Below are 20,906 nucleotides of genomic sequence, written 5' to 3' on the forward strand. Positions count from 1 at the left end.
TCCTGTCGGTGATCCACCGTCGGCGCAGATCCGGGATCAAGACCGGCCCGCCGGTCCACGATGACCTCATCGATCGGGACTTCACTGCGGCGGCGTCGAACCAGAAATGGTTAACCGACATCACCGAACACCCCACGGACGAAGGCAAGCTTTACCTCTGTGCCATCAAAGATCTGCACTCGAACCGGATCGTCGGGTATTCCATGGACGGGCGGATGAAAGCGTCCCTGGCAGTAGCGGCCTTGGACCATGCCGTTTCGTTCAGAAAACCCGCGGGTACGGTAGTTCACTCCGATAGAGGGTCCCAGTTCAGATCCAGGAAATTCGTCTCCGCCCTGCACGTCTACGGGCTGAGCGGATCAATGGGACGGGTGGGCGCGTGCGGTGACAATGCTGCGATGGAATCGTTCTTCTCGCTGCTGCAAAAGAACGTCTTGAACCGGAAACGGTGGGAAACCAGGGCCGAGCTCAGGCTCGCCATCACGACCTGGATCGAGCGGACCTACCACCGAAAACGCCGGCAACGCACCCTCGGCCGGCTAACCCCGATCGAGTTTGAGACAATAAACAACGCGGTCACAGCCGCATAGCAAACTATCAACCCCAGCTGTCAACTAAACCTTCAGCAGTCCCAAATTCCGGAAGACTTCGGAGGGCGTCAACAAACCGTGGTCGCAGGAGAACCTAGATGGCCTCCACCACGGTCGCTGGATCAATCAGCTGCGGTGGGCAGGTTGAACCGTCCCGGGTTTGATGCCGCTGTCTTCTGTGAGAAAGATAGTGATTATGCCCAAGCAGTTTCCTCCCGAGGTCCGTGATCGTGCAGTTCGCATGACGGTGGATCGGTTGTCCGAGTATCCCTCTGTTTACACCGCTTGTAAGGCGCTGGCACCGAAGCTGGGAGTCGGTGCTGAATCGCTGCGTCGTTGGGTGGTCCAGGCTCAGATCGATGCCGGTGAAAAGACCGGCCCGAGCAGCGAGGAGGTGGAGGAAATCAAGCGGCTCCGGGCCGAGGTGCGGGACTTGAAGGAGTCCAACGAGATCCTGAAACAGGCCTCGATTTTCTTCGCGAGGGAACTCGACCCTCGCCGCCGTTGATCTGTCGATTCATCGACGACATGCGCGCTCTTGGTTACGCGGTCGAGTCGATCTGCGCTGTCCTGCGGGAGCAGGGCGTCCAGGTCGCCGCACGAACCTACCGGGCGTGGAAAACACGCCTGCCAGCGTTGCGCACCATTGAAGATGCCCGCCTCACCGATGCCTTGCGGAGTTTGAAAGTCACCGACGTGTTGGGACGCCCCCGCCCCGAGATCATTTATGGGCGGCGGAAGATGACGCAGTGGCTGCGCCGAAGCGGATTCCCGGAAGCCTCCAAACACACCGTGGACCGGCTGATGCGCGAAGAGGGCATGAACGGTCTGACCAGAGGCCGCAAGACCCGCACCACCATCCCCGGCAAGGACGGCCGCCGCGCCGGGGATCTGTTGAATCGGGACTTCACGGCATTGGCCCCGAACCGGGTCTGGGTCACGGATTTCACCTACGTGCCGGTCTACGCAGGGTTCGTCTACGTGGCATTGGTCATTGACCTATATTCCCGGGCGATCGTGGGGTGGGAAACCTCCACAGTGAAGGACACATCGTTCGTTGAACACTGTCTACGGATGGCTTTGTGGAGGCGTCAACACACTGGGCGGCCGGCCGGGAAGGGGCTGATTCATCATTCCGACGCGGGAAGCCAAGCCGTATTCAACCGGTCGTCGCAACGATTGTTTGTGAGGTCGATCGTAGTTGTTCTTTGAAAGCTTCGGCAGGGGTTGAGGTGTGTCAAGGATGTGAGACAGTCGGCTAGTTTTTTCGGGGGTTAGGCAGCTGCGGGTAGCAGCTGGTTTTGGGTCGTGTAGTTGGCCATTGCTGTTGCCGGGGGTAGCCCCTGATTGTTGGTGTGGGGCCGCCAGCGGTTGTAGAAAACTTCGATGTAGCGCATGGTCGCCCGGCGGGCGCCCTGGCGGGTGGCGAAGCTGTGGTGGTGGTAGAACTCGTTCTTCAGGGTGGAGAACGCTGACTCGGCGACGGCATTGTCCCAGCACACTCCGGTGGCGCCCATAGATTGGCGGACGCGGTTGCCGGTGCACCAGGCACCCATTTCCCGGGAGGTGTATTGAGTGCCGCGGTCGCTGTGGAAGATGGCGTCCGGGGCCAGATGTCCGCGGTTCCTGGCCATTTCAAGGGCACCTGTGACGAGGGAGGCGCGCATGTGATCGGCCATGGACCAGCCCACAATCATCCGGGTGCACAGGTCGATGACAGTGGCCAGGTAAAGCCATCCTTCGCCGGTGCGCAGATAGGTTATGTCCCCGACGAGCTTCGTACCAGGGGTGTCTGAGGTGAAGTCCCGACCGATGAGGTCCGCGAACACCTTCTCCGGGTCCGAGGGGATGGTCGTCCGTTTGAACGCGCGCATCCGTTTGGCTGCCCAGCCGTTCTCGGCCATGATCGTGGCGACCGTTCCCACGGAAACCTGGACACCGGTGCCGGCGAGTTTGGTGTGGACCATGCGGTGCCCGAAGATCCCGTCGGAGGAATCGAACATCGCCTTCACCAGTCCGGTCAGTTCATGGTGCCGGACAGCGGTCGGTGATTCGGTCTGGTTCAGCCAGCGGTAGTACGAGGCCCGCGGAACGCTGAGCCGGGCGCACATCCAGGTAACAGGGAATTCGGCGTTCTCCTCCTGAACAAGCCGGTAGAGGTCCTCTACCGTTGTTCTTTGGCGAAGAACGCCGACACTTTTTTCAGGAAATCATTTTCCCTTTCGACTTCTCGCAGCCGGGCCTCCAGCGCCTTATATTTCGCGGGATCCGCCGGGTCATCGGGTCTTCCGCCAGCGCCGGACTCTCCTGCTCGGTGCAGCTGCACCCATCGTTTTAGCGCGGTCACGGAGATCCCCAGCTCGGGGGCCACCGAGGCCGGAGAACGGCCAGACGAGATCACGAGATTAACGGCATCAGCCTTGAACTCATCGGAATAAGTGGGACGCGAAGATATGGGCACAATCCTTTCAAACTGTGTCTCACATCAGTAGTACACCTCAATGGAGAACAACTCGGCTACCGAGTCAGTGAAGTTCTTCGAGCCGGCCCATCGTATTTCCTATATCTTCAAGCAATGAGCTGATACTTCAGTTAGATCTATGGAGCCTCGATATTGGAAAGCGCATCGAGCGTCTCATCCGCCCAGGCGATCGTGGCGCGAGCGGAGTACTCCCCCGTAGCGGAAGGCTTAATAGGCAGGATTTCGCGCTTCAGCCAAACACCCAAAAGGGTCCATTGCGTCAAGCCAAAGATCCTGGTCCTCGGCTATCGCGGTGCTGGTCTGGGCCTTTGGAGACCTGCCCGGAAAGCGGTGCGTAGCAGTACATATTGCCCGGCGGCATGTCCCGGAGCTTCAGCTCTACATTAATCAGGTTGGTGAAGGCCGCCGCGGCGTCGGGATTGGTTGGTGGCATCTTGCTAGTGAACAGGGGCGACCCGGCTGCTCCCTCACAGGAGAGGACGAGCCCGTCGCCAAACTCTGCTGCGAGCCTCTCAGCTAACTCTTCGGACAGGGCCTTAGACCCTGCCCGGCGGTCTTGCGATCCGCTGCCTCCTCCGGACGTTTTGATAGCACGGTGTCTTCGGTGACATGAGCCCATGCCTGCTGTCGTGTCCGAGCTCGTGGCATGCGCTTGGTTCGGCCCCGACGCAGGTGCCAGGATCGGTGCCGCTCCAGTCCACCGCGCGAATCGACGTAAAGCGCCTGGTAGATCGCTTCGTGCGAGATCCGCATCGTTGGGTCGTCGGGGAGGTCGAGCGGTAGCCGCTTGGCGATCTGCTGTGGGCTCCACGCCGTCACCCACTCCCGGTCCCCGCGGTGAGGTTTATTCTTCCCGTCCCACACTGGAACAGTCGGGCCGATACGTGTGCCGTCCGCAGCGAAGATGCCACCGCTAAGCTTGTCCTGGACATAGGTACGCAGCAAATCATGTGTAGCGAGTTTTGCGGTCTTCGGTCTGCGGGCACGACGTTCTGCGTGCCACTGCGCCGTTGACGCCTTGTACTCGGCGGATATGTGCGGGTGGACGCGAGGGAACCTCCCGGGGCGAGATTTGCTGCTTTTCGTCCCATTGAGAAACGGTACTTAAGTGCAAATCCGCGTTGGCCGTTCACGCAAAGCTTCGGGCTAGGCGACGGACCCCGCCCGGCGCCCGAACACTGCACCGGCGGCCAGGCCCGATCCTCCGGGATAGTTGTTGCTGAATAGTCCGCCGAGCATTTCTCCGGCTGCGTAGAGTCCCGGAATATGATTCCCGCGCTCGTCCTGAACCCGCCCGAATGTATCCGTTTTGAGTCCGCCGAAAGTGAATGTGATGCCGCAGGTGACCGGATAGGCGTAGTAGGGGGCGGCATCGAGCGGAGAGGACCAGTTGCTCTTCGCAGGGGTGGTTGAGGACCGTTTGCCGTCCTTGACGGTGGGATCGAATGAGCGATCGGTGTTTATCCCGCTGTTGTAAGCGGCGACGGTTCGTGTGAGGTGTTCGACAGGTACACCTATTTTCAGTGCGATGTCCTCGATCGTGTCTGCCGTCGCCAGAGAGATTCCCGGCATGTCATATTCCTCAGCGCGCAGCAAAGGGCGTACCTTGCTGTCGTAGATCTGGAATGCGATGGAGTCAGGCTGGTTGAGCACCACCTTCCCGTATTTGGCATAGGTGTAGTTTCGGAAGTCCTCTCCTTCATCCAGAAACCGTTCGCCCTCATTGTTGACCAGAATGCCCAGGAAGTAGCCTTGCCGTGTGAGTCGGTTGGTCAGCTCGTAGTTGCTCTCGTTGTCCGGGTAGTACGCGTCCCACTGAACGCTGTGTGCGGAATTCCAGTCACCTGCCTTGGCGGCACCGATATCCAGTGCGGCGTTGAGCATTGTGCCTTGATTGTTCGGCGTACCGCGGACTTTAGCCCTGGCCCAACCTTCCCCGAGGTACTTTTCGCGCATTTCGGGGTTGGACTCGAACCCCCCTGCGGCCAGAACTGTCGATTCTGCTCGAACTTCGAAGGGCGAGCCATGTGTGGTTCCCTTCACGCCTACAACACGTCCGTTTTCCACCAGCAGCTCGGTGGCCTCGTGCGAGTAGCGGATGTCCACTCCGAACCTCCTGGCCACGTTCGTATGGTCTTTGACGAGGCCTTCGCCTCCGTCAACGTTGCCAACGTGCACACCGCCCCAAAACAGGTAGGTGCCATCAGGATTCGTGTAGGCCTGGCGCTCGTACATCAGCCGGTACTTCAAGCCCAGCTTTTTAAGCCACCGAAGGGTTTCCTGGCCCTCTTCTACCAGCACGCGGGAGAGGTCGGGGTCATTGCGGCCCTGGGTCAGCTTCTCTAGGTCGCCAAGATATTCTTCGGCACTGTACGGCGGGACGGTGGTCCGTGTATGGCGTTCGTCCTCCTCGATGAGTCCCTTCAAGTCGTTCAGCCCGTCATGGACGATGCGCGTTGCGCCGGCGGTGTAATAGCTGTTACCGCCGGCCAGTTCCTCGGAACTTTTTTCCAACATGATGACTTTACGGCCGCGTTCGGCAGCGGCGTGTGCTGCGCTGAAGGCGGCGTTGCCGCCGCCAACGACGACGATATCGCTGGTCAGGGCCAGGTTCTCAGATGCGTCATGTGGGTTGGCCATCGGTTCTCCTTTGGTGGCTGGGCAGTAATTCTTATTACGCGGTTGCTGCGGCGATCAGGTCGATGACGGGCGCCATACGAGGGCTGACGCTAAGTCTGCTCAGGCCTTCATGGAGGTAACCGGCCATTGTGGGTGATGTGAACTTTGAGGTCAGGGAAAGGTACTTTTCGAAGCGCTCGTCTGCAGTGAAGGGGGAAGTAGGCTCACCGCGCGGTTCATCCAGTTGCTTTTCTACAACGCTTGCCCCGCTCATAACCCTGACCGTGGCACGTCGGTTACGCGGTTCAAGGGATAGGTCGGCGACCATTCGGACCCGGCGCGCCAGAGCCAGTGCCGCCTCATCCGGGCAGTCTTGGAAATCGCTGAGGGTTGTCCTGCCGTATAGCAGCCCCAAGGCGACGCCGTAGGGGGTACTGAATTGGCGCTGGAGCTCGTTCTTGGGGGCCTGCCCTCCGGTCTGCTCATGACACAGCGAACTGACGGCTACTTCTATGAGGGAGTCTGGAAAAACACAGACGTTCTGCTTAAACAGTTCGATGGCGGCGTCAATGGCGGTGTGGCAGAACCTGCAGCAGGCATGGCGCTTCGTCCCTACCTCTTCGATGACGAAATTTCGACCCAAGTCCGAGAGGTCGAGTTCGGGCATATTGGGACCAACGCTGGTGGCGTAGAAGCCATGATTCCCTTCAAGTGCGGTAAAGGGGCCTTCGACGCCGCACACCGCCAGATCGCAGGATTGCACGGCAGTCGACGAGGCCTTTCCAGCGTGAACGCGCTTGAGGTTCGACCCGGCCTGGACGAATTCGAAGGTGCCCCCGGCATAGGAAAGGGCAATGCCCATGGCCGAGGCGCATTGCTCAGTACTCATTCCTCGGAGTCGGGCAACTGCTGCCACAGCTCCCAAGGACGTGACGGTCGCAGTGGTGTGGAATCCGCGTATCCGGTGTTCGGGATTGACCCAGCGGGACAGCCGGACAGCGACGTCGTAGCCAACTATGACCGCTTCGAGGAACTGGCGCCCGGTGACCGGTAATTCCTGGGTAGCGGCCAACGCCGCGGGAATGATCACGACGCCAGGGTGGGTCAGGCCGATGGCATCGGTATCGTCCAGCTCTAGCGAATGGGCGGCGGTCGCGTTGATGTAGGCTGCCTGCGCTGCGGACTGGGTCTTGGAACCATCGAAGCACATGAACCGCCCGGGCATCCCCTGCAGATTGACGGCCGCCCTAACTGCCTGAGAGACAGGAAGACTGCTGCCGCGTAAGCCGCAGGCAACGGTGTCGATTACTGCGGCGATCGCAGCCTCCAGAGCTGTTTGCGGAACGTCTTCCGAAGAAAGGGAAACGAATTCAGCCAGACGCTGCGTAACGGTGGCGGTTACTGCTTTTACAGGCGGTGTCATACATCACATAGTGATACGTGATATTTCACATGTCAACTAGTATTTGCTCAAGACATTTTTGACTGCCTCGGTAGCATCGGCCAGATGCTCGGCCATGGCGGCCGCGGCGGCCGGATTGCCCGCACAGATGGCATCGACAATCTTCCGGTGATGCTGAGCGGAAACGGAGAGGCGGCCGGGTTGGGCGAGGTTGATCTGGCGTAGGGCTCTAACCCGTGCGCGGAAGACGCGGTAAACGTCGCGCATCACTTCGCTGTCGGCCATGTCAAAGATCAGGTCGTGGATGGCATCGACGCTCTCAACCCCGACATCGACGTTGTCTTCTGCCGCTGCGACCTCCAGGTTAGTCATGGCTGCGAAGAGGCGTCCCCGGTCAGCCTGTGTTCCATGTTCTGCGGCCCAAGCGGCAGCCAACGGCTCTACGGCTGACTTCAAAGAGTAAACCTCCTTGATTTCACGCATCGTGATTTGCCGAACGAAAGCCCCAACGCGCGCCTGTATTTCGACTAAACCTTCCTGGCGCAGGGTCTGAAGCGCATCGCGCACGGGCGTCTTGCTGATGCCCAGTTGCTGAGAGATCTCGTCACTGTTGATTCTCTCCCCGGGCTTCAAGTCACCCGTGCGAATGCGATCTCGAATCTCGCGCGCCGCCAATTCGGCCGCCGACAGAAGCAGGTTTGGTTGCATTGCCACGTTCCGGTCCTCTCCGTTAAATCTCCCCCCATTCAACCAGTATGAGTTGTCTGAAACATCTGACACAACTCTTGACATGTGAAATATCACGTATCAGACTGAATGGAGTCTCTTGCTCCACTACTTGCAGGAGCCCCGATAGGAAGGAACGCTCCCATGACTGAAACCGTAGATGCCAAGCCGGAGGTCCAGCGCGAGGATGCGGAAGGCGCAACCCGTGCTTTGGCCGACTATGTCAGCAACCTGCAGTTCGAAGACCTTTCCGCAGACGTTGTGCATAAGGCTAAGCTGTTGATTCGTGATGGTTTAGGCAACCAGCTGGGTGCCTCAACCATTGCCGAGCCAGCCCGGGTGGCGCACTCCCTCATCGCCGAGTTCGGCGGTGCGGAACAGGCTACGATCACGGGCTATGGAACACGCGTGCCCGTTCCCCATGCCGCCATGATCAACGCCATGCTCGGACACGGGGTTGAACTGGACGACGCGCACGGCGCGGCCCTGACGAAGTCGGGCTCCCTGCTGGTCCCGACCGTGATGACGACCGGCGAGTACCTTCACCGTACCGGTGCCGAGACAATCACCTCTGCAGTAGCTGGCTACGACCTTATGGTCCGTATTGCTCTGGCTATCAACCCGGGCCATCGCCAGCGCGGCTATCACACGACCGGTGCCGTCGGTTCCATAGCTTCTGCCGGTGCAGCTGCCAAACAGTTCGGCTTCGATGCTGAGCGTACCGCCGACGCACTAGGGCTGGGCGCTATGCAGGCGGCAGGGATCCAGGCCTACCTTGACTCCCCATGTATGGCCAAGCCGCTGAGCCCGGGTAAAGCTGCTCTAAACGGAACCCTGGCAGCGATGCTGGTTTCCAAGGGTTTCACCGGACCAAAGATGGGCTTGGAGTCCCGGGAGGGCTTCTTCAACGCCTATGCGGACGGTGTGAAGCCCGGCGAAATCTTCGACGGTCTTGGCTCCGACTTCAAAATTATGGAGGTTGGCTTCAAGCCGCATGCCGCCTGCCGGTACGCCCATGGGCCTATCGATGCTGCCCAGGAGATCGCTCAGCAGCACAACCTTGCTCCTGAAGACATTGCTAAGGTCAGTGTTCGCCTCTGCGCCCTTGCTATCCGCCAGTCCGGGCGCACCGTCACCCCGAACTTGAACGCAGCAATGGGTTCAACTCCCTTCGGTGTTGCCCTTGCCCTGAACGGCTACCTGAATGGGCTCAAGGATTACGAAGAGGGTTTCAAGGACAAGCGAATTCACGAAGTCGCTGCCGAGATCGAACTGATCGCGGAGCCCAAGTATGGCCTGATGGGCCGTGAGGCCGTGGTGGAGGTCCGTCTAAACGACGGGCGAGTGCTCAGCCACGCCGTCAAGGGTCCCAAGGGTGAACCGGATCTGCCCATGAGTGACCTGGAACTGGAGAACAAGTTCCTGGATCTGGCCACCATCTCCATCGGTGCCACTCGCGCCCGGGAGGTCAGCGATATGGTGATGAACCTGGAAAACGTCAGCGACGTTGCCCAGATCGCCGCGGCCCTCAAGAAGTAGCAACCATGTCAACGACCAGAAGCATCCCCTGTCTCTTTGCTCGGGCCGGAACCAGCCGCGGCGCGTTTTTCCTTAAGGAGGATTTGCCTACGGACCCGGCCGTCAGAGACGCTGTCGTGCTCGCAGCATATGGCTCCCCCGACTCTCGTCAGATTGACGGCATAGGAGGCGGCGATCCGCTGACCAGCAAAGTCGCCGTGGTATCGGCCTCATCCCGTTCAGAAGCCGATGTGGACTACACCTTCGGCCAAGTCGGCATCGAAGTAGGGGAAATCTTCTGGGTGGGGAACTGCGGGAACATGTCCTCCGGCGTAGGGCCTTTCGCCATACACCGTGGACTGGTTCCCGCAGTCTCCCCCGTCACCCAGGTGCGCATTTACAACACCAACACCAACAAACTGCTCATCGCCGACGTGCGCGTCAATGACGCCGGGGAGGTCGAGGAAGACGGCGACACCATGATATCCGGCGTACCCGGATCCGGTGCCCCCATCCTCCTGGACTTCGGTGACTGCGGGGGCGCCGCAACGGGTTCGGTGCTACCCACGGGTCAAATCTGCGAACCTGTCACTTTATCTAACGGCACTACCTGCCAAGTCTCAATCGTGGACGCAGCCACGCCTTTCGTTTTCGTCAACGCCAAAGACCTAGCCATGACCGGAACCGAATCGGCCGCACAAATCGACGCTCACCCGTCGTTGCCCGGCCTGCTGGAAGAAATCCGCGCCTATGCCGCCGGGGCCATTGGGCTTGTGAGCGGGAACCAGGTGGCCAAAGAGGTTTCCCCGTCCATTCCCCGTGTTGTGGCTGTTTCCGAACCGCAGGACTACATAGCCGCCGACGGCACCTCGGTTCCTGCCGAGACCCTTACCGTGATCGCTAGGCAGCAGTCCATGCAGCGGACCCACAAAACCTATGCGGTTACCGGGGCGCTGTGCACGGCTATCGCCGGTGCCATCGAGGGCACCATCGTCAACCAGCTCGCTAAGCCCTCCGGCGAACACTTCGTCATCGGCCACCCCGGCGGCATCATCTCCGCACAGGTCAAAGTGGACGTCCGGGGCACAGACATCCGGGTGCGCAAAGCCTCCATCGTGCGCACCGCCAGAGCTATCATGGATGGCTCTGTCATTATCCCGAGCAAGGTCTGGGACAACGCCGGCATACCGCTGGCAACGACGGGATTGCTGTAGCGTCCCTGCATCGCCAGGAGGGCCGGCTTACGGTCCGGACCATTCCATTCCGTACGCCCGCAAAGGCGAACAAGGACACGTCGATAAAGGGATAGATTATGCCAGCACGCGGACCACAAACCGTTCAAGGGGCGGAGGGTTCCACCGCTTCAAGGGTGTGGACTTCACGCCTCACTTTCGGGTTCCGACCAGTCATGGTTGCCGGAATTGTCGCTTGTTTTGTCGCTGCAGCAGGGGTTATTGCAGTGCTGAGCCTGTTTCCCGGGGTCAGCGCATTGCTGGTCGCGATTCTGCTCGGTGTCGCCTTCCGGAACCTGGTCGGTGTCCATGAACGGCTTGAACCAGGCGTCATATTCACGTCCAAGACCCTGTTGCGGGCGGCCATCATCCTGCTTGGTCTGCAGCTGTCGGTCGTGGACATCCTGTCCCTGGGCTGGGGCGTTCTCCTCATGGTCGTCCTCATCGTCACCATCGGAATGCTCGCCACGTACTACGTCGGCCGGTTGCTCAGCCTGGGGCGGACTCAGTGCCTGCTCATCGCATCCGGATTCTCTATCTGTGGTGCAGCGGCCGTGGCTGCGTCCAGTGACGTTACGAAGGCGTCTGAGGAGGAGACGCTGACGTCCATCGCCTTGGTGGTGATCTTTGGCACAGCGATGATCCCGCTCATCCCTTTCCTTAGCCAGTTGATCGGATTTGATGCTGGTGCCACGGGTCTCTGGGCTGGCGGCGCCGTTCATGAAGTGGCACAGGTCGTCGCCATAGGCGGGATTGTTGGCGGAACAGCGCTCAGTGTCGCGGTCATCGTCAAGCTTGCTCGGGTCATCATGTTGGCGCCCGTTATGGCCGTCCTGGCATGGTCTGCCCGCAAACAGGAAACCTCCACACCGGGAGTGGCGGCGGCGCGGCCTCCGCTGTTGCCGGTATTTGTCGTGGCCTTCATGGTCGCCATCGTTGTACGCAGCTTCGGCATTGTGCCCGAACCGGCCCTGACCGGAGCGAGCGTGGTTCAGGGCACCCTCATGACCGCTGCAATGTTTGCATTGGGCTGCGGCGTCAAAGCCTCCTTCTTTCGCCACATTGGCCCTCGTCCATTCATCCTGGCCTTCGCCTCTACCCTCATAGTCGGCTCTGTCGCTCTGGCCGGCACCTTCATCCTCCGGTGAAGGTCATACCCGAAACCGCAAGCAACCCTGCCGCGCCCACATCCCGGCTGGTTTGATGATGCGGTTCACGCTGGTCAGCGTCCTGCTCCACGCATTCTTCCTGCAGCTCGCCGTCGCCCTCATCCGCCCCACCACTTCCTACATAGCTTTAGATCTCGGCGCTACCGCAGTGTCTCTCGCGTGGGTTGTGGCCAGTTTTTCCGTACTCCCCATCGTCCTGGCTTTTCCGTTGGGACGAATGCTAGACATCGGTAAGGAAAAGCCGGTGCTGGTCGTCGGGGCGCTACTGATGCTCGCCACCGGCCCGGGCCTGATCTTCGCTGCACCCAACCTAACGGCCCTGTCCTTTTGGTGCACCTTGCTGGGTTTGGGGCACTTGATGAGCCTGCTCAGCGAACAGAAAAGAATCGCAGCCGGAACCGTTGACCACAACCGGATTTTCGGGATCTACACGACTAGTGCAGCGGCGGCGCAGCTGCTCGGACCGTTTCTGCTGGGGTTTATCGGGGGCCGATCGGTCACACCCGACACCACTGCGCTGCTGGTGGGTTACTGTGCCATTGTCTTCAGCCTGCTCCTGGTCAGCCTTTTGATGCTCCGCCACCCCGTCGTCCCGTCCCTCGCCAGCCGCAGCCCCGGCGGCGGCATCAGGCGGGCCTTCGTGACCAGGCCTGGTGTGAAAGGTGGCCTGGCAGCGTCGATTCTCATAAGCATGCTGGTACTTTGCGCCATTGATCTGCTTCAGGTTTACCTGCCTGCACTAGCAGTGGAACGCGGCATGGCGGTCTCCGAGGTGGGCTTGCTCTTAGCCTTCCGGGCCGCCGGAACCTTGGTCTGCCGTTTCGGGCTGGGCTGGCTGGTTTACACAATCGGAAGGAACCGCATTCTCGTGGTGTCGTCGGGTATAGCGGCGGCGTTGCTTGCTCTGGTAGTCGTTCCGATGCCACTAGTTTCGGCGTTGGTCTTGATGTTTTGCCTTGGACTCATGCTCGGGATTGGTCAGCCCCTGAGCATGGCAATGATGAGCTCCTATGCACCGTCGGACCATCTGGGAACCTGGCTCGCCCTCCGGCTAACCGGCTCACGGGCTGGACAAGTGCTTATACCCATAGGGCTGTCGACTTTCACTATCGGCGCGGGTGCGGGTGGTGTCCTCACCGGTACGGCATGCCTACTTCTGCTCTCTTCCCTCGGTTCTATCCGTCCGCTGGCACGGCTCGAACGCAACGAGACTTAGCCTTACGCACCTCCGTAGGGAATGGACCGATCAGCACAACACACACGCATAACGCAAAAGAAAGACGCAGATTAATGCCGGGATGACCAGCGCCTGGAGGAGATCGCCTTGCAGTGGCAATGGACCTCATCCAGAATCCTCAGCCTGTCTGTCTGCAGTGCAACCGTCCTTCACCTCGGGTCGGTGAAGGACCATGTCCCGCCGGATGAAAGTGAGCCGAGCTTGTTGGCTAGGTACTGCCGTTTCCGCCGTCGTGGACTTCGACGCTGGGCTCGATGCCTTCGGCGCCGACGACTTCGCGCCACGCGTCGAAACCTGCCTGAAAGGCGACGATGCCTGCTTCAGGCAGGGCGATCTCGATGGCTTCCAAGATCTCGGCGGAGGTCAGTCCAAGATCGAGCGCGACGCGGATGTGTGACTGGATGTGTCCCTTGGAGGCCCGCATGACTGTCAGGCTCACGATGAAAATGAGCTCCTTGGTCCTTCGGTCCAAGGACCGCTGGTTCAAATAGGCAGCGGAAACCAAGTTGTTCGTTGCTTGCAGGACCTCGAAGTCCTGCTTAGCCATGACCTTGTGATAGTCGAGCACGTAGCCGCGCGTACGGGCCATGTCGTTGATGTATGCCAAGGCGTCGGTTTCGCTGACTGAAGGGCTGGTATGAGGCATTGGAATCCTTACGTGTATCTCGCCTGGTGTGAGACGTACATTGATTGGCCTGGCAGCCGGAAATGCACTTCAGCGCCAGGTGTGAATGTATGAGCCGGACATGGGTATGGGGCAGGGCCCGTTCGGCTCCCTGCCCCCAACCCCATGTTTTTGTTATCCAACAACGGTTTCGTGACGAGTCTCGTCTGCCAATAGGTCAATCAGTTTGGACCGAAGCGCCTGTACCTCGGGATCGGACTCCGTGCGTGGCCGGGGGAAGTCGACGCGGATGTCGTCCTTGATCCTGGACGGTCGGGCTCCGAAGACAACGATGCGGTCGGCGAGCATGATCGCTTCCTCCACGCTGTGCGTGACGAAGATGATCGTTTTTCCGGTTTCGTCCCAGACCCGCTGTAGGTCACGGACCATGAAGTCCCGCGTTTGAACATCGAGGGCACCGAAGGGCTCATCCATTAGGACCGCTTCCGGTTCACAGGCCAGTGTGCGTGCAATAGCGACACGCTGTTTCATGCCACCGGAGAGCTGGCGCGGGTAGGAGTCTTCGAAACCGCTCAGCCCGGTGAGATCGATCCAGTGCTGCGCCTTTTTAGCCGCTTCCTGCTTGGCTATCCCTTTGAGCTCAAGACCCAGGGTGATGTTTCGGCGCACAGTGCGCCAGGGGTAGAGGACAAAGTCTTGGAACACGATGCCCCGCTCCGGTCCTGGCCCCTTAATCGTTTTCCCGTCGAAGGAAACATCGCCTTCGGTGGGGAATTCGAAGCCGGCGCACATGTAGAGGAAGGTCGATTTTCCGCAGCCGCTGGGGCCGATCAGGACAACGAATTCCCCGTCGTAGACTTCGAGGTCGAGGTTGTTGATGGCCTCGACCGAGCGGTTGGTTCGCTCGTCGTGGAAGATCTTGCGCACGCCGTTGGCGGAGAACTTCACGTTGGTGGACATGGTTGTCACCTTTCTTTGGTGGAAATCGCGTACCAAGCGTTGACGGTGCGTTCCAATCGGCCGAACACCACGCGCTCGAAGATGTAGCCGACGATGGAAATGGCCACGATGCCGGCGAAAATTGTCTTTGTGTCCATATAGTTTTGGGCTTGAAAGATCATGAAGCCCAGTCCGAAGGAGGTAGCCGCCAACAGCTCGACAGCGATCAGGGCACGCCAGCCGTAGCCGACGGAAAGTTTCAACGCGGTGATGAGGAACGGTAGGGATGATGGCAGAACAACTCGGGTGAAGATGGTGAACCTGCCGGCGCCTAGGCTGGCCATTGCCCATTTCATGTTCCGCGGAACGGAAGAGGTGCCCAGCTCGGCGTTGTAGGCCATCACCACCGCTGCTTCGATGGCAATTACCGTGACCGGTACCCATTCGCTCAGTCCCATGAGAAGAATGAGGATCGGAGCCAGGGCGAGGGACGGGATGGCAAGCAGGAACGTGAGAATCGGGCGGAACGTGAGTTTGATGAATCGGTTGGAACCCATCGCGATCCCGATTGGGAGCCCGATCGCTGCACCAAGGGCCACACCGAGGATCAGCCGGAGGAGGCTCCAGCCGATGTGCATCCACAGGGCATAGGCAGGCAACGCTTCCGGTCCCGCCAGGGTGAAGAGCTGCGTAAATACGGTGGTGGGCGGCGGAACCAGAAAGGAATCGACGAGTCCAATCCGGACAGCGACCTCCCACAGCACCACCAGGACAATGACCGTGGTAGCGCCACGGCGCAGCTGCGTTTTCGTTCGGTGGCTCTTTCGTACCGGCGTTTTACTTTCGGAAACACTCAGAGTCATTGGGATTCGCCCCACTTTCCAATGGTTCGGCTCTCCCAATACCGGAAGAACGTGTGGTCGATCAAAAGACCGGCGACGGCGATGACCAGAATCGAGACATACATGGTGGGTGTGTCAAGCGAACTGCGCGAGTTGAAGATCAGTGCGCCCAAGCCCAAAGTCGCCGAGGTCAGCAGTTCCACCGCCACCAGAGTGCGCCAAGCGTGTCCCATTCCCAAACGCAGGCCATTGAGGATGGCCGGCCAAGCCGCGGGAAGGATGACGCGGAAGAGGACGTCGAGCTTACTGCCGCCTAGGGATCGCATGGCCCAGATTTGACGATCAGTGATTCCTTGTACCCCCGACATGACGTTGTAGAGGATGGGAAACACCGCACCAAGGACGAGGACGATCAACATCGTGTCATAGCCGCGGCCTATGGAAACCACGAAAACGGGGGTCCATGCCACCGCGGGCAGGGGCAACATAAAGCCCAACAGGGGTGAGAGGTAGTCGCTGGCTTTTCGGCTCAGTCCCAGCGCGATGCCGATAGCGATTCCCAACACTGCAGCGATTAGCAGGGCGGGTAACACTCGGGATGCACTTGTACCCAAATTCACCCAGAGAAGGTAGTTACCCGTCGGTCCGGCAAGTTCGATCATTCGGGCGAAAACTGTGCTCGGGGCGGGCGTGAGCCGTTCGTCGAGAACGCCGATCCGCACCAGCAGTTCCGCCAAAGCTGCACAGGCCGCCAAGGGTGCGATGAACAAGGCCAATGATCTAATGGTGCCGCCCCGCTGTTTTTTCTCCGTCAGCTTTTGGACGGGATGGCGGATGGTCACTTGTACCGCCATTACTGCTCCAAGGCTTCTTCCAGGTATGAGTTATCGACCAAGGGGGCAAAGTCCGGGACAGCCTCGATCTTTTTCTGATCAACCATCTCCTGGGCCAGGCTCGATAGTTCGTCGAGGGCAGGTTCATCGATCTGCGGTTCCATCTTGATGTAGGTCAACGCCTCGGCAAGCACCTCGGGGTCGGTTTCCACGCCCTCCGCCGCCGATACATCAGAGGCTATCTGTCCGGCCGATTTTGGATCGTTGGTAATCTCCTCGCCGACGTCCACGGCAGCGCGAAGGAATGCCACGAGTGCCTCTCTGTTGTCTTCGGCCCATTCCTTATCCGCAATCAGGAAGTTGGGACTCTCGCCCGCGCTATCCAAAGTATCAAGACGCTTCGCCAAACCCTTGGAGACCAAGGTGCTTGCTGTCGGTTCCCATGCGATGCCGACGTCGGCGCTTCCGGCCTGTAACGCGGCACCGATGTCCCCGATCTTGGTTTGGAGCACGGTGACGTCTTGGAGAGACAAACCGTTCTGTTCCAACCAGACCAGGAACAAGGTGTAGGCGCCGCTGCCGTTGTCCACGGCTATGGTCTTCCCCCGAAGGTCTGATGGCTGATCTATAGGGGAATCCTCGGTGGTCAGCACTGAATACCGGCTGCCGCCGTACTGCCATTTGGCGATCAGCGAGATCGCTTCGGGCCGCTGTGCAGCGATCGTGATGAGTCGCCCGGATCCGCCGTTGGACACATTCGCCTCGCCTGAAAGTAGAGCCTCGAAGGCTTCGCTACCGGATGAGAAGCGAATCTGCTCAATATCGACTGAATACGGTTCACCCCAATCCTCACCGCGGAAGACCAAGTCTGGAAGGATGGTTTGCCCCCCATAAGAGACGCTGGAGACGCCTTCCTCCGTGGTGGCAGCTTGGCTGCCTCCACAGGCACTAAGGCCAAGTGAAAGAGACAGTGCGGCTACGGCTGCCAACACCTTTGTTGGTGCAGAATGTGGAGTAGACATGAGTCTTTTTCCTCTCGTCGATCCGGGACAGTGATGCTGATCACCTGCCCTAAAGTCTGATGTATTAGGTATTTGATGTCAATGGTCTTTTATTACAACTCATTAACGGCCTACCGTGGCGTACAAAACCGACTCCCCGCGCGGACATAGCGTTATTCATCGGGAAGCTCAGCGGTTTGACTGGTCCGGACTGACGAGAGTCCCGATGGCCACCCCTCTTCTTCCTAAAACTGTTCAGCGCTCACCGCCGGCCACACGATTGACTGCGAGGGCTGGGTGTGGGTCGGTGCGGTTACTCCTGCCGCACCGGATGAGCTGTAGGCAGGGTCTCTCGACCTTGCTCGTCGTTTCCGGTGGCTAAGGCGTGGTCAACAGAACAAACGGACTACCGTCGTCATGCCGTGCCGCCGAAACATACCCAAGAATGACCGGAAGAATCTTCGCTGTTTGTCATTCTGATCCCCATCATCGCTGGGCGGGTCCTCCGCGCAACCAGGGCGCAAAGCGCCGGGATCGGGCCAAAGTTTCGTTCGGCGCTCCTCCGTCGCTTACTTCCTCACGAAATTTCGGCTCACTCCCGGTTCCCCAAGTTGCACTCCGGCCCCTCAAACCCAGCAGTGATTCCACCATCAGAACGACGCACAAATCTGACAGACAAGCCCGGTGCCAGCCAGTCACTGAAGGAGAAAGAACATGGAACCGCTAAACATCAAAACACCAGCCGACGTCCTCAGTTTCGTTGGCCACACCCTGGGGTTTTGGCCACAGGAAAGCCTCATCTGCATCACCCCCGCCCATAACCACGTAGGACCAACCCTCCGCGTCCACCTGCCGAAGCCAAACACCGAAATCAGCTACGCAAAGATGGTCGCAGGCTACCTCGGCCACGACACCAGCGCCGAAGGTGCGCTCTTCGCCGTCGACACGCACGACGGTGGGACCGGACCCGTGGATTGCCGCTTCGTCTGAGAGACTCGCCCCGAGAAACTGGCTTCGAAAAAACTCTCACAGAAGTCATGTACCTAGACCACCACTTCCCCATGAAGTAGTAAGAAAGCTCACCAAGGGCTTACGAAGAGAAAGGAGATAGCCCGCCACAGCAAGACTGCAACCCACCCACCGAAACAGGCACAACCTGTTCACCATCTGAGCCGGTTTGTGCACAGTCAGAGGCCAAAACAGCCTCTGACTAGGGGAAACACTGTGCCCGAAGTGGGACTTGAACCCACACATCTTTCGATACTGCATTTTGAGTGCAGCGCGTCTGCCAATTCCGCCATTCGGGCCAACATGCGCCCTGACTGATATGAAATGAACTACTCAAGTCTTCGTCGGTGCGCGAAACTACTCTACATGCCGATAGGCTGTTTTAGTGAACCGGTAAGGCACTGCCCTGCCGGGCAAATCTGATTGATTGAACAAGGAGCCTCCTGTGTCTGAATCCAACGAGTCGACCGTCTCGGGTGTTGCGCGGCGCGTGATTGTTGCCGAAGATGAAACTCTCATCCGTCTGGACATCGTGGAGATCCTCCGTGGCGAAGGATACGACGTCGTCGCCGAAGCCGATAACGGCGAAAAGGCCGTCCAACTGGCCAAGGAGCACAAGCCCGATCTGGTGCTGATGGACGTGAAGATGCCTGTCATGGATGGCATCACTGCAGCCGAACAGATCGTCAAGGCGCGCATCGCGCCCGTCGTTCTCCTGACCGCCTTCAGTCAAAAGGAATTGGTTGAGCGGGCACGCGACGCCGGTGCCATGGCCTACGTGGTCAAGCCGTTCACGCCAGCCGATCTGATCCCGGCCATCGAGATTGCCCTCTCCCGCCACGAAGAGATCAAGGCACTGGAAAATGAGGTCTCGGACCTGCAGGAACAGTTTGCCACCCGCAAGCTCGTGGAACGCGCCAAGAGCCTGCTCACCACCAAGATGGGCCTCACCGAGCCTGAGGCTTTCCGCTGGATCCAGAAGACCTCGATGGACCGTCGCCTCAGCATGCGCGAGGTCGCCGAAACCATCATCAACCAGGTCAACTAAACACTTAGCAGCGCCCCCGGCGGCAGAAAGCTGCATAGACACAAAAACCCGGCTGCCGCAGCACCTATCTGTGCCGCGGCAGCCGGTTTGTGCCTGCTGACTTACCTACAGGCCTATTTGAGCTTGTTCTTGACCGGCCACGGACCGACCTTCTCCTTGTTCGGAGTGTATCCGTTAGGGAGCTGTCCGGCGTCCGCAATGTCGCCGACCTTATGCACCTTGATGGAGTTGGTCGAGCCTGCCTGCCCCGGAGGCGACCCGGCAGCAATGACCACCAGGTCATTCGGCTCCACGAGGCCCTGCTCCAACAGCACCCGATCCACCTGGGCGGTCATCTGGTCGGTGTGCTCAACGAACTCCACGAGCATCGGCTGGATACCCCAGATCATCGCCATTGAGTTCAGCGTTGATTGAACCGGGGTGAAAGCGAATACCGGCTTGGTGGGCCGCAGGCGCGACAAGCGACGTGCCGAGTCACCCGATTGGGTAAAGGTACAGATGTACTTCGCGTCCAGCTGGTCGGCGATCTCCACCGCCGCACGGGTAATCGCACCGCCACGGGTTTTGGGCTTGCTACCCAGTGGAGGTACCCGGTCCAGACCGTGCTTCTCGGTCGACTCGATGATGTTCGCCATCGTCTGGACGGTCTCCATGGGGTACTTGCCCACACTGGTTTCGCCCGAGAGCATGACGGCGTCGGCTCCGTCGAGTACTGCGTTGGCGCAGTCAGACGCCTCAGCGCGCGTGGGCCGCGGGTTGTCAATCATTGACTCGAGCACCTGGGTGGCCACGATTACCGGTTTGGCCCAACGACGGGCGAGCTCGATGGCCCGCTTCTGCACAATCGGTACCTCTTCGAGGGGCAGCTCCACGCCCAGGTCGCCACGGGCCACCATGATGGCGTCAAACGCGTCAATGATCTCTTCGATGGCGTCCACCGCCTGAGGCTTTTCGATCTTCGCAATGACCGGGACCCGGCGGCCCTCCTCATCCATGATCTCGTGGACGCGGACGACGTCGGACGCGTTCCGGACAAAAGACAGTGCCACCATGTCGACGCCACGCTGGATGGCCCACCGCAGGTCGGACTCATCCTTGTCGCTCATCGCAGGCACACTCACCGCGACACCGGGAAGGTTGATGCCCTTGTTGTTTGATACAGCGCCGCCGACGGTGACGACAGCAACAACCTTCGTGCCGTCGACCTCAGTTGCGCGCATGGCAACCTTGCCGTCGTCGATGAGCAGGGTGTCGCCCACATTGACGTCGTTGGGCAGGCCGAGGTGGGTGGTGGAGCAGATGTCCTGCGTGCCCTCGACGTCCTCGGTGGTGATGGTGAAGGTGTCGCCGGGAGCGAGTACATGCGGGCCATCAACAAATCGACCAAGGCGGATCTTCGGCCCCTGGAGGTCAGCGAAGATCGCCACCGGACGGCCCAGCTCTTCCGAGGCCTGCCGCACATACTCGTAGGTCTGGTTGTGCACCGTGTGATCGCCGTGGCTCATGTTCATCCGGGCAACGTCAACACCGGCTTTCAACACCGCCACCGTGTTCTCATAGCTCGCGATTGCGGGGCCGAATGTTGCAACAATTTTTGCGCGTCTCATGAAACCTAGCCTAGTCGTCTTGTAGTAG

Annotated in this window: 19 protein-coding genes, 1 tRNA gene and 2 pseudogenes; 9 read left to right on the forward strand and 13 right to left on the reverse strand. The window is 59.7% G+C overall.

All coding sequences use genetic code 11. The features are described 5' to 3' along the window. From B384_RS0106915 to B384_RS18075, 3 genes are all read left to right on the forward strand, one after another. Positions 1-590, forward strand: a 590-nt coding sequence (locus tag B384_RS0106915) for an IS3 family transposase (RefSeq protein WP_019482389.1), incomplete at its 5' end; no start/stop codon positions are given. A 196-nt stretch (positions 591-786) separates the two neighbouring features. Beyond that, positions 787-1,098 carry an IS3 family transposase gene (locus B384_RS0106920; RefSeq protein WP_019482390.1) on the forward strand — a complete coding sequence of 104 codons (312 nt, stop codon included), beginning with the start codon at positions 787-789 and terminating at the stop codon, positions 1,096-1,098. Then, entirely contained in the window at positions 1,095-1,802 is a 708-nt protein-coding gene (locus B384_RS18075; protein ID WP_019482391.1) for an IS3 family transposase, read from the forward strand. Before B384_RS0106920 ends, B384_RS18075 begins: the two co-directional genes overlap by 4 nt. Positions 1,803-1,864: 62 nt before the next feature. Here B384_RS18075 and B384_RS18080 read toward each other — a convergent pair. The 6 genes and pseudogenes from B384_RS18080 to B384_RS0106950 form a co-directional block, all read right to left on the reverse strand. Beyond that, positions 1,865-2,722: pseudogene (locus B384_RS18080) on the reverse strand (IS3 family transposase); the annotation flags it as partial. Positions 2,723-2,754: 32 nt separating this feature from the next. Continuing rightward, entirely contained in the window at positions 2,755-3,051 is a 297-nt protein-coding gene (locus tag B384_RS0106935) for a transposase (protein ID WP_019482393.1), read from the reverse strand. 567 nt (positions 3,052-3,618) lie between these two features. Continuing rightward, a pseudogene (locus tag B384_RS20775) lies at positions 3,619-4,121 on the reverse strand (transposase); the annotation flags it as partial. Positions 4,122-4,218: 97 nt separating this feature from the next. Then, a complete protein-coding gene (gene tcuA, locus B384_RS0106940) occupies positions 4,219-5,712 on the reverse strand; it encodes an FAD-dependent tricarballylate dehydrogenase TcuA (RefSeq protein WP_019482394.1) in 1,494 nt (497 codons plus the stop codon). A 34-nt stretch (positions 5,713-5,746) separates the two neighbouring features. Next, on the reverse strand, positions 5,747-7,114 hold the full coding sequence (locus tag B384_RS0106945; protein WP_019482395.1) for an MmgE/PrpD family protein: 1,368 nt from the start codon (positions 7,112-7,114) through the stop codon (positions 5,747-5,749). 36 nt (positions 7,115-7,150) lie between these two features. Beyond that, complete coding sequence (locus B384_RS0106950) at positions 7,151-7,801, reverse strand: GntR family transcriptional regulator (protein WP_019482396.1); 651 nt, start codon at positions 7,799-7,801, stop codon at positions 7,151-7,153. A gap of 162 nt (positions 7,802-7,963) precedes the next feature. On the opposite strand from B384_RS0106950, the gene B384_RS0106955 reads away from it, so the two are divergent. From B384_RS0106955 to B384_RS0106970, 4 genes are all read left to right on the forward strand, one after another. Continuing rightward, positions 7,964-9,358, forward strand: coding sequence for an MmgE/PrpD family protein (locus B384_RS0106955; RefSeq protein WP_019482397.1), 1,395 nt, complete (start codon positions 7,964-7,966; stop codon positions 9,356-9,358). 5 nt (positions 9,359-9,363) lie between these two features. Continuing rightward, on the forward strand, positions 9,364-10,551 hold the full coding sequence (locus tag B384_RS18090) for a 2-methylaconitate cis-trans isomerase PrpF family protein (protein WP_050994874.1): 1,188 nt from the start codon (positions 9,364-9,366) through the stop codon (positions 10,549-10,551). 194 nt (positions 10,552-10,745) lie between these two features. Continuing rightward, positions 10,746-11,717 (forward strand): YeiH family protein, encoded by a 972-nt coding sequence (locus B384_RS0106965; RefSeq protein ID WP_156809008.1) that lies wholly within the window; start codon positions 10,746-10,748, stop codon positions 11,715-11,717. Positions 11,718-11,772: 55 nt separating this feature from the next. After that, entirely contained in the window at positions 11,773-12,954 is a 1,182-nt protein-coding gene (locus B384_RS0106970; RefSeq protein ID WP_035766657.1) for an MFS transporter, read from the forward strand. Positions 12,955-13,183: 229 nt separating this feature from the next. Here B384_RS0106970 and B384_RS0106975 read toward each other — a convergent pair whose 3' ends face one another. The 5 genes from B384_RS0106975 to B384_RS0106995 form a co-directional block, all read right to left on the reverse strand. Continuing rightward, on the reverse strand, positions 13,184-13,621 hold the full coding sequence (locus B384_RS0106975; RefSeq protein ID WP_019482401.1) for a carboxymuconolactone decarboxylase family protein: 438 nt from the start codon (positions 13,619-13,621) through the stop codon (positions 13,184-13,186). A 153-nt stretch (positions 13,622-13,774) separates the two neighbouring features. Then, complete coding sequence (locus B384_RS0106980) at positions 13,775-14,560, reverse strand: ABC transporter ATP-binding protein (RefSeq protein WP_019482402.1); 786 nt, start codon at positions 14,558-14,560, stop codon at positions 13,775-13,777. A 5-nt stretch (positions 14,561-14,565) separates the two neighbouring features. Then, positions 14,566-15,402: an ABC transporter permease gene (locus tag B384_RS18095; protein ID WP_019482403.1), complete on the reverse strand. Its 837-nt coding sequence runs from the start codon at positions 15,400-15,402 to the stop codon at positions 14,566-14,568. Beyond that, positions 15,399-16,235, reverse strand: coding sequence for an ABC transporter permease (locus tag B384_RS18100; protein ID WP_019482404.1), 837 nt, complete (start codon positions 16,233-16,235; stop codon positions 15,399-15,401). The genes B384_RS18095 and B384_RS18100 overlap by 4 nt, the downstream gene beginning before the upstream one ends. After that, positions 16,235-17,236, reverse strand: coding sequence for an ABC transporter substrate-binding protein (locus tag B384_RS0106995; protein ID WP_083850865.1), 1,002 nt, complete (start codon positions 17,234-17,236; stop codon positions 16,235-16,237). Before B384_RS0106995 ends, B384_RS18100 begins: the two co-directional genes overlap by 1 nt. A gap of 693 nt (positions 17,237-17,929) precedes the next feature. On the opposite strand from B384_RS0106995, the gene B384_RS0107000 reads away from it, so the two are divergent. Beyond that, complete coding sequence (locus tag B384_RS0107000) at positions 17,930-18,205, forward strand: DUF4192 family protein (protein WP_019482406.1); 276 nt, start codon at positions 17,930-17,932, stop codon at positions 18,203-18,205. 235 nt (positions 18,206-18,440) lie between these two features. Here B384_RS0107000 and B384_RS0107005 read toward each other — a convergent pair. Further along, positions 18,441-18,522 (reverse strand) — tRNA-Leu (locus B384_RS0107005). Between the two features lie 146 nt (positions 18,523-18,668). Between B384_RS0107005 and B384_RS0107010 the strand changes: the two genes are divergently transcribed. Next, positions 18,669-19,271: an ANTAR domain-containing response regulator gene (locus B384_RS0107010; RefSeq protein ID WP_019482407.1), complete on the forward strand. Its 603-nt coding sequence runs from the start codon at positions 18,669-18,671 to the stop codon at positions 19,269-19,271. 113 nt (positions 19,272-19,384) lie between these two features. On the opposite strand, the gene pyk is transcribed toward B384_RS0107010, so the two are convergent. Beyond that, positions 19,385-20,878 carry a pyruvate kinase gene (pyk, locus tag B384_RS0107015; protein ID WP_019482408.1) on the reverse strand — a complete coding sequence of 498 codons (1,494 nt, stop codon included), beginning with the start codon at positions 20,876-20,878 and terminating at the stop codon, positions 19,385-19,387. Positions 20,879-20,906: the final 28 nt, after the last annotated feature.

Origin of the sequence: Arthrobacter sp. TB 23 (assembly GCF_000294595.1) — a bacterium.
In the GTDB taxonomy this organism is placed as follows: Bacteria; Actinomycetota; Actinomycetes; order Actinomycetales; family Micrococcaceae; genus Arthrobacter_D.

What these genes read in the sequence shown, in the direction of transcription:
- B384_RS0106920 (WP_019482390.1), top strand. Translation starts at nt 787, where the DNA reads ATGCCCAAGCAGTTTCCTCCCGAGGTCCGTGATCGTGCAGTTCGCATG.
- tcuA (WP_019482394.1), bottom strand. Translation starts at nt 5,712, where the DNA reads ATGGCCAACCCACATGACGCATCTGAGAACCTGGCCCTGACCAGCGAT.
- B384_RS0106945 (WP_019482395.1), bottom strand. Translation starts at nt 7,114, where the DNA reads ATGACACCGCCTGTAAAAGCAGTAACCGCCACCGTTACGCAGCGTCTG.
- B384_RS0106950 (WP_019482396.1), bottom strand. Translation starts at nt 7,801, where the DNA reads ATGCAACCAAACCTGCTTCTGTCGGCGGCCGAATTGGCGGCGCGCGAG.
- B384_RS0106955 (WP_019482397.1), top strand. Translation starts at nt 7,964, where the DNA reads ATGACTGAAACCGTAGATGCCAAGCCGGAGGTCCAGCGCGAGGATGCG.
- B384_RS18090 (WP_050994874.1), top strand. Translation starts at nt 9,364, where the DNA reads ATGTCAACGACCAGAAGCATCCCCTGTCTCTTTGCTCGGGCCGGAACC.
- B384_RS0106965 (WP_156809008.1), top strand. Translation starts at nt 10,746, where the DNA reads ATGGTTGCCGGAATTGTCGCTTGTTTTGTCGCTGCAGCAGGGGTTATT.
- B384_RS0106970 (WP_035766657.1), top strand. Translation starts at nt 11,773, where the DNA reads ATGATGCGGTTCACGCTGGTCAGCGTCCTGCTCCACGCATTCTTCCTG.
- B384_RS0106975 (WP_019482401.1), bottom strand. Translation starts at nt 13,621, where the DNA reads ATGCCTCATACCAGCCCTTCAGTCAGCGAAACCGACGCCTTGGCATAC.
- B384_RS0106980 (WP_019482402.1), bottom strand. Translation starts at nt 14,560, where the DNA reads ATGTCCACCAACGTGAAGTTCTCCGCCAACGGCGTGCGCAAGATCTTC.
- B384_RS18095 (WP_019482403.1), bottom strand. Translation starts at nt 15,402, where the DNA reads ATGACTCTGAGTGTTTCCGAAAGTAAAACGCCGGTACGAAAGAGCCAC.
- B384_RS18100 (WP_019482404.1), bottom strand. Translation starts at nt 16,235, where the DNA reads ATGGCGGTACAAGTGACCATCCGCCATCCCGTCCAAAAGCTGACGGAG.
- B384_RS0106995 (WP_083850865.1), bottom strand. Translation starts at nt 17,236, where the DNA reads ATGTCTACTCCACATTCTGCACCAACAAAGGTGTTGGCAGCCGTAGCC.
- B384_RS0107000 (WP_019482406.1), top strand. Translation starts at nt 17,930, where the DNA reads ATGGAACCGCTAAACATCAAAACACCAGCCGACGTCCTCAGTTTCGTT.
- pyk (WP_019482408.1), bottom strand. Translation starts at nt 20,878, where the DNA reads ATGAGACGCGCAAAAATTGTTGCAACATTCGGCCCCGCAATCGCGAGC.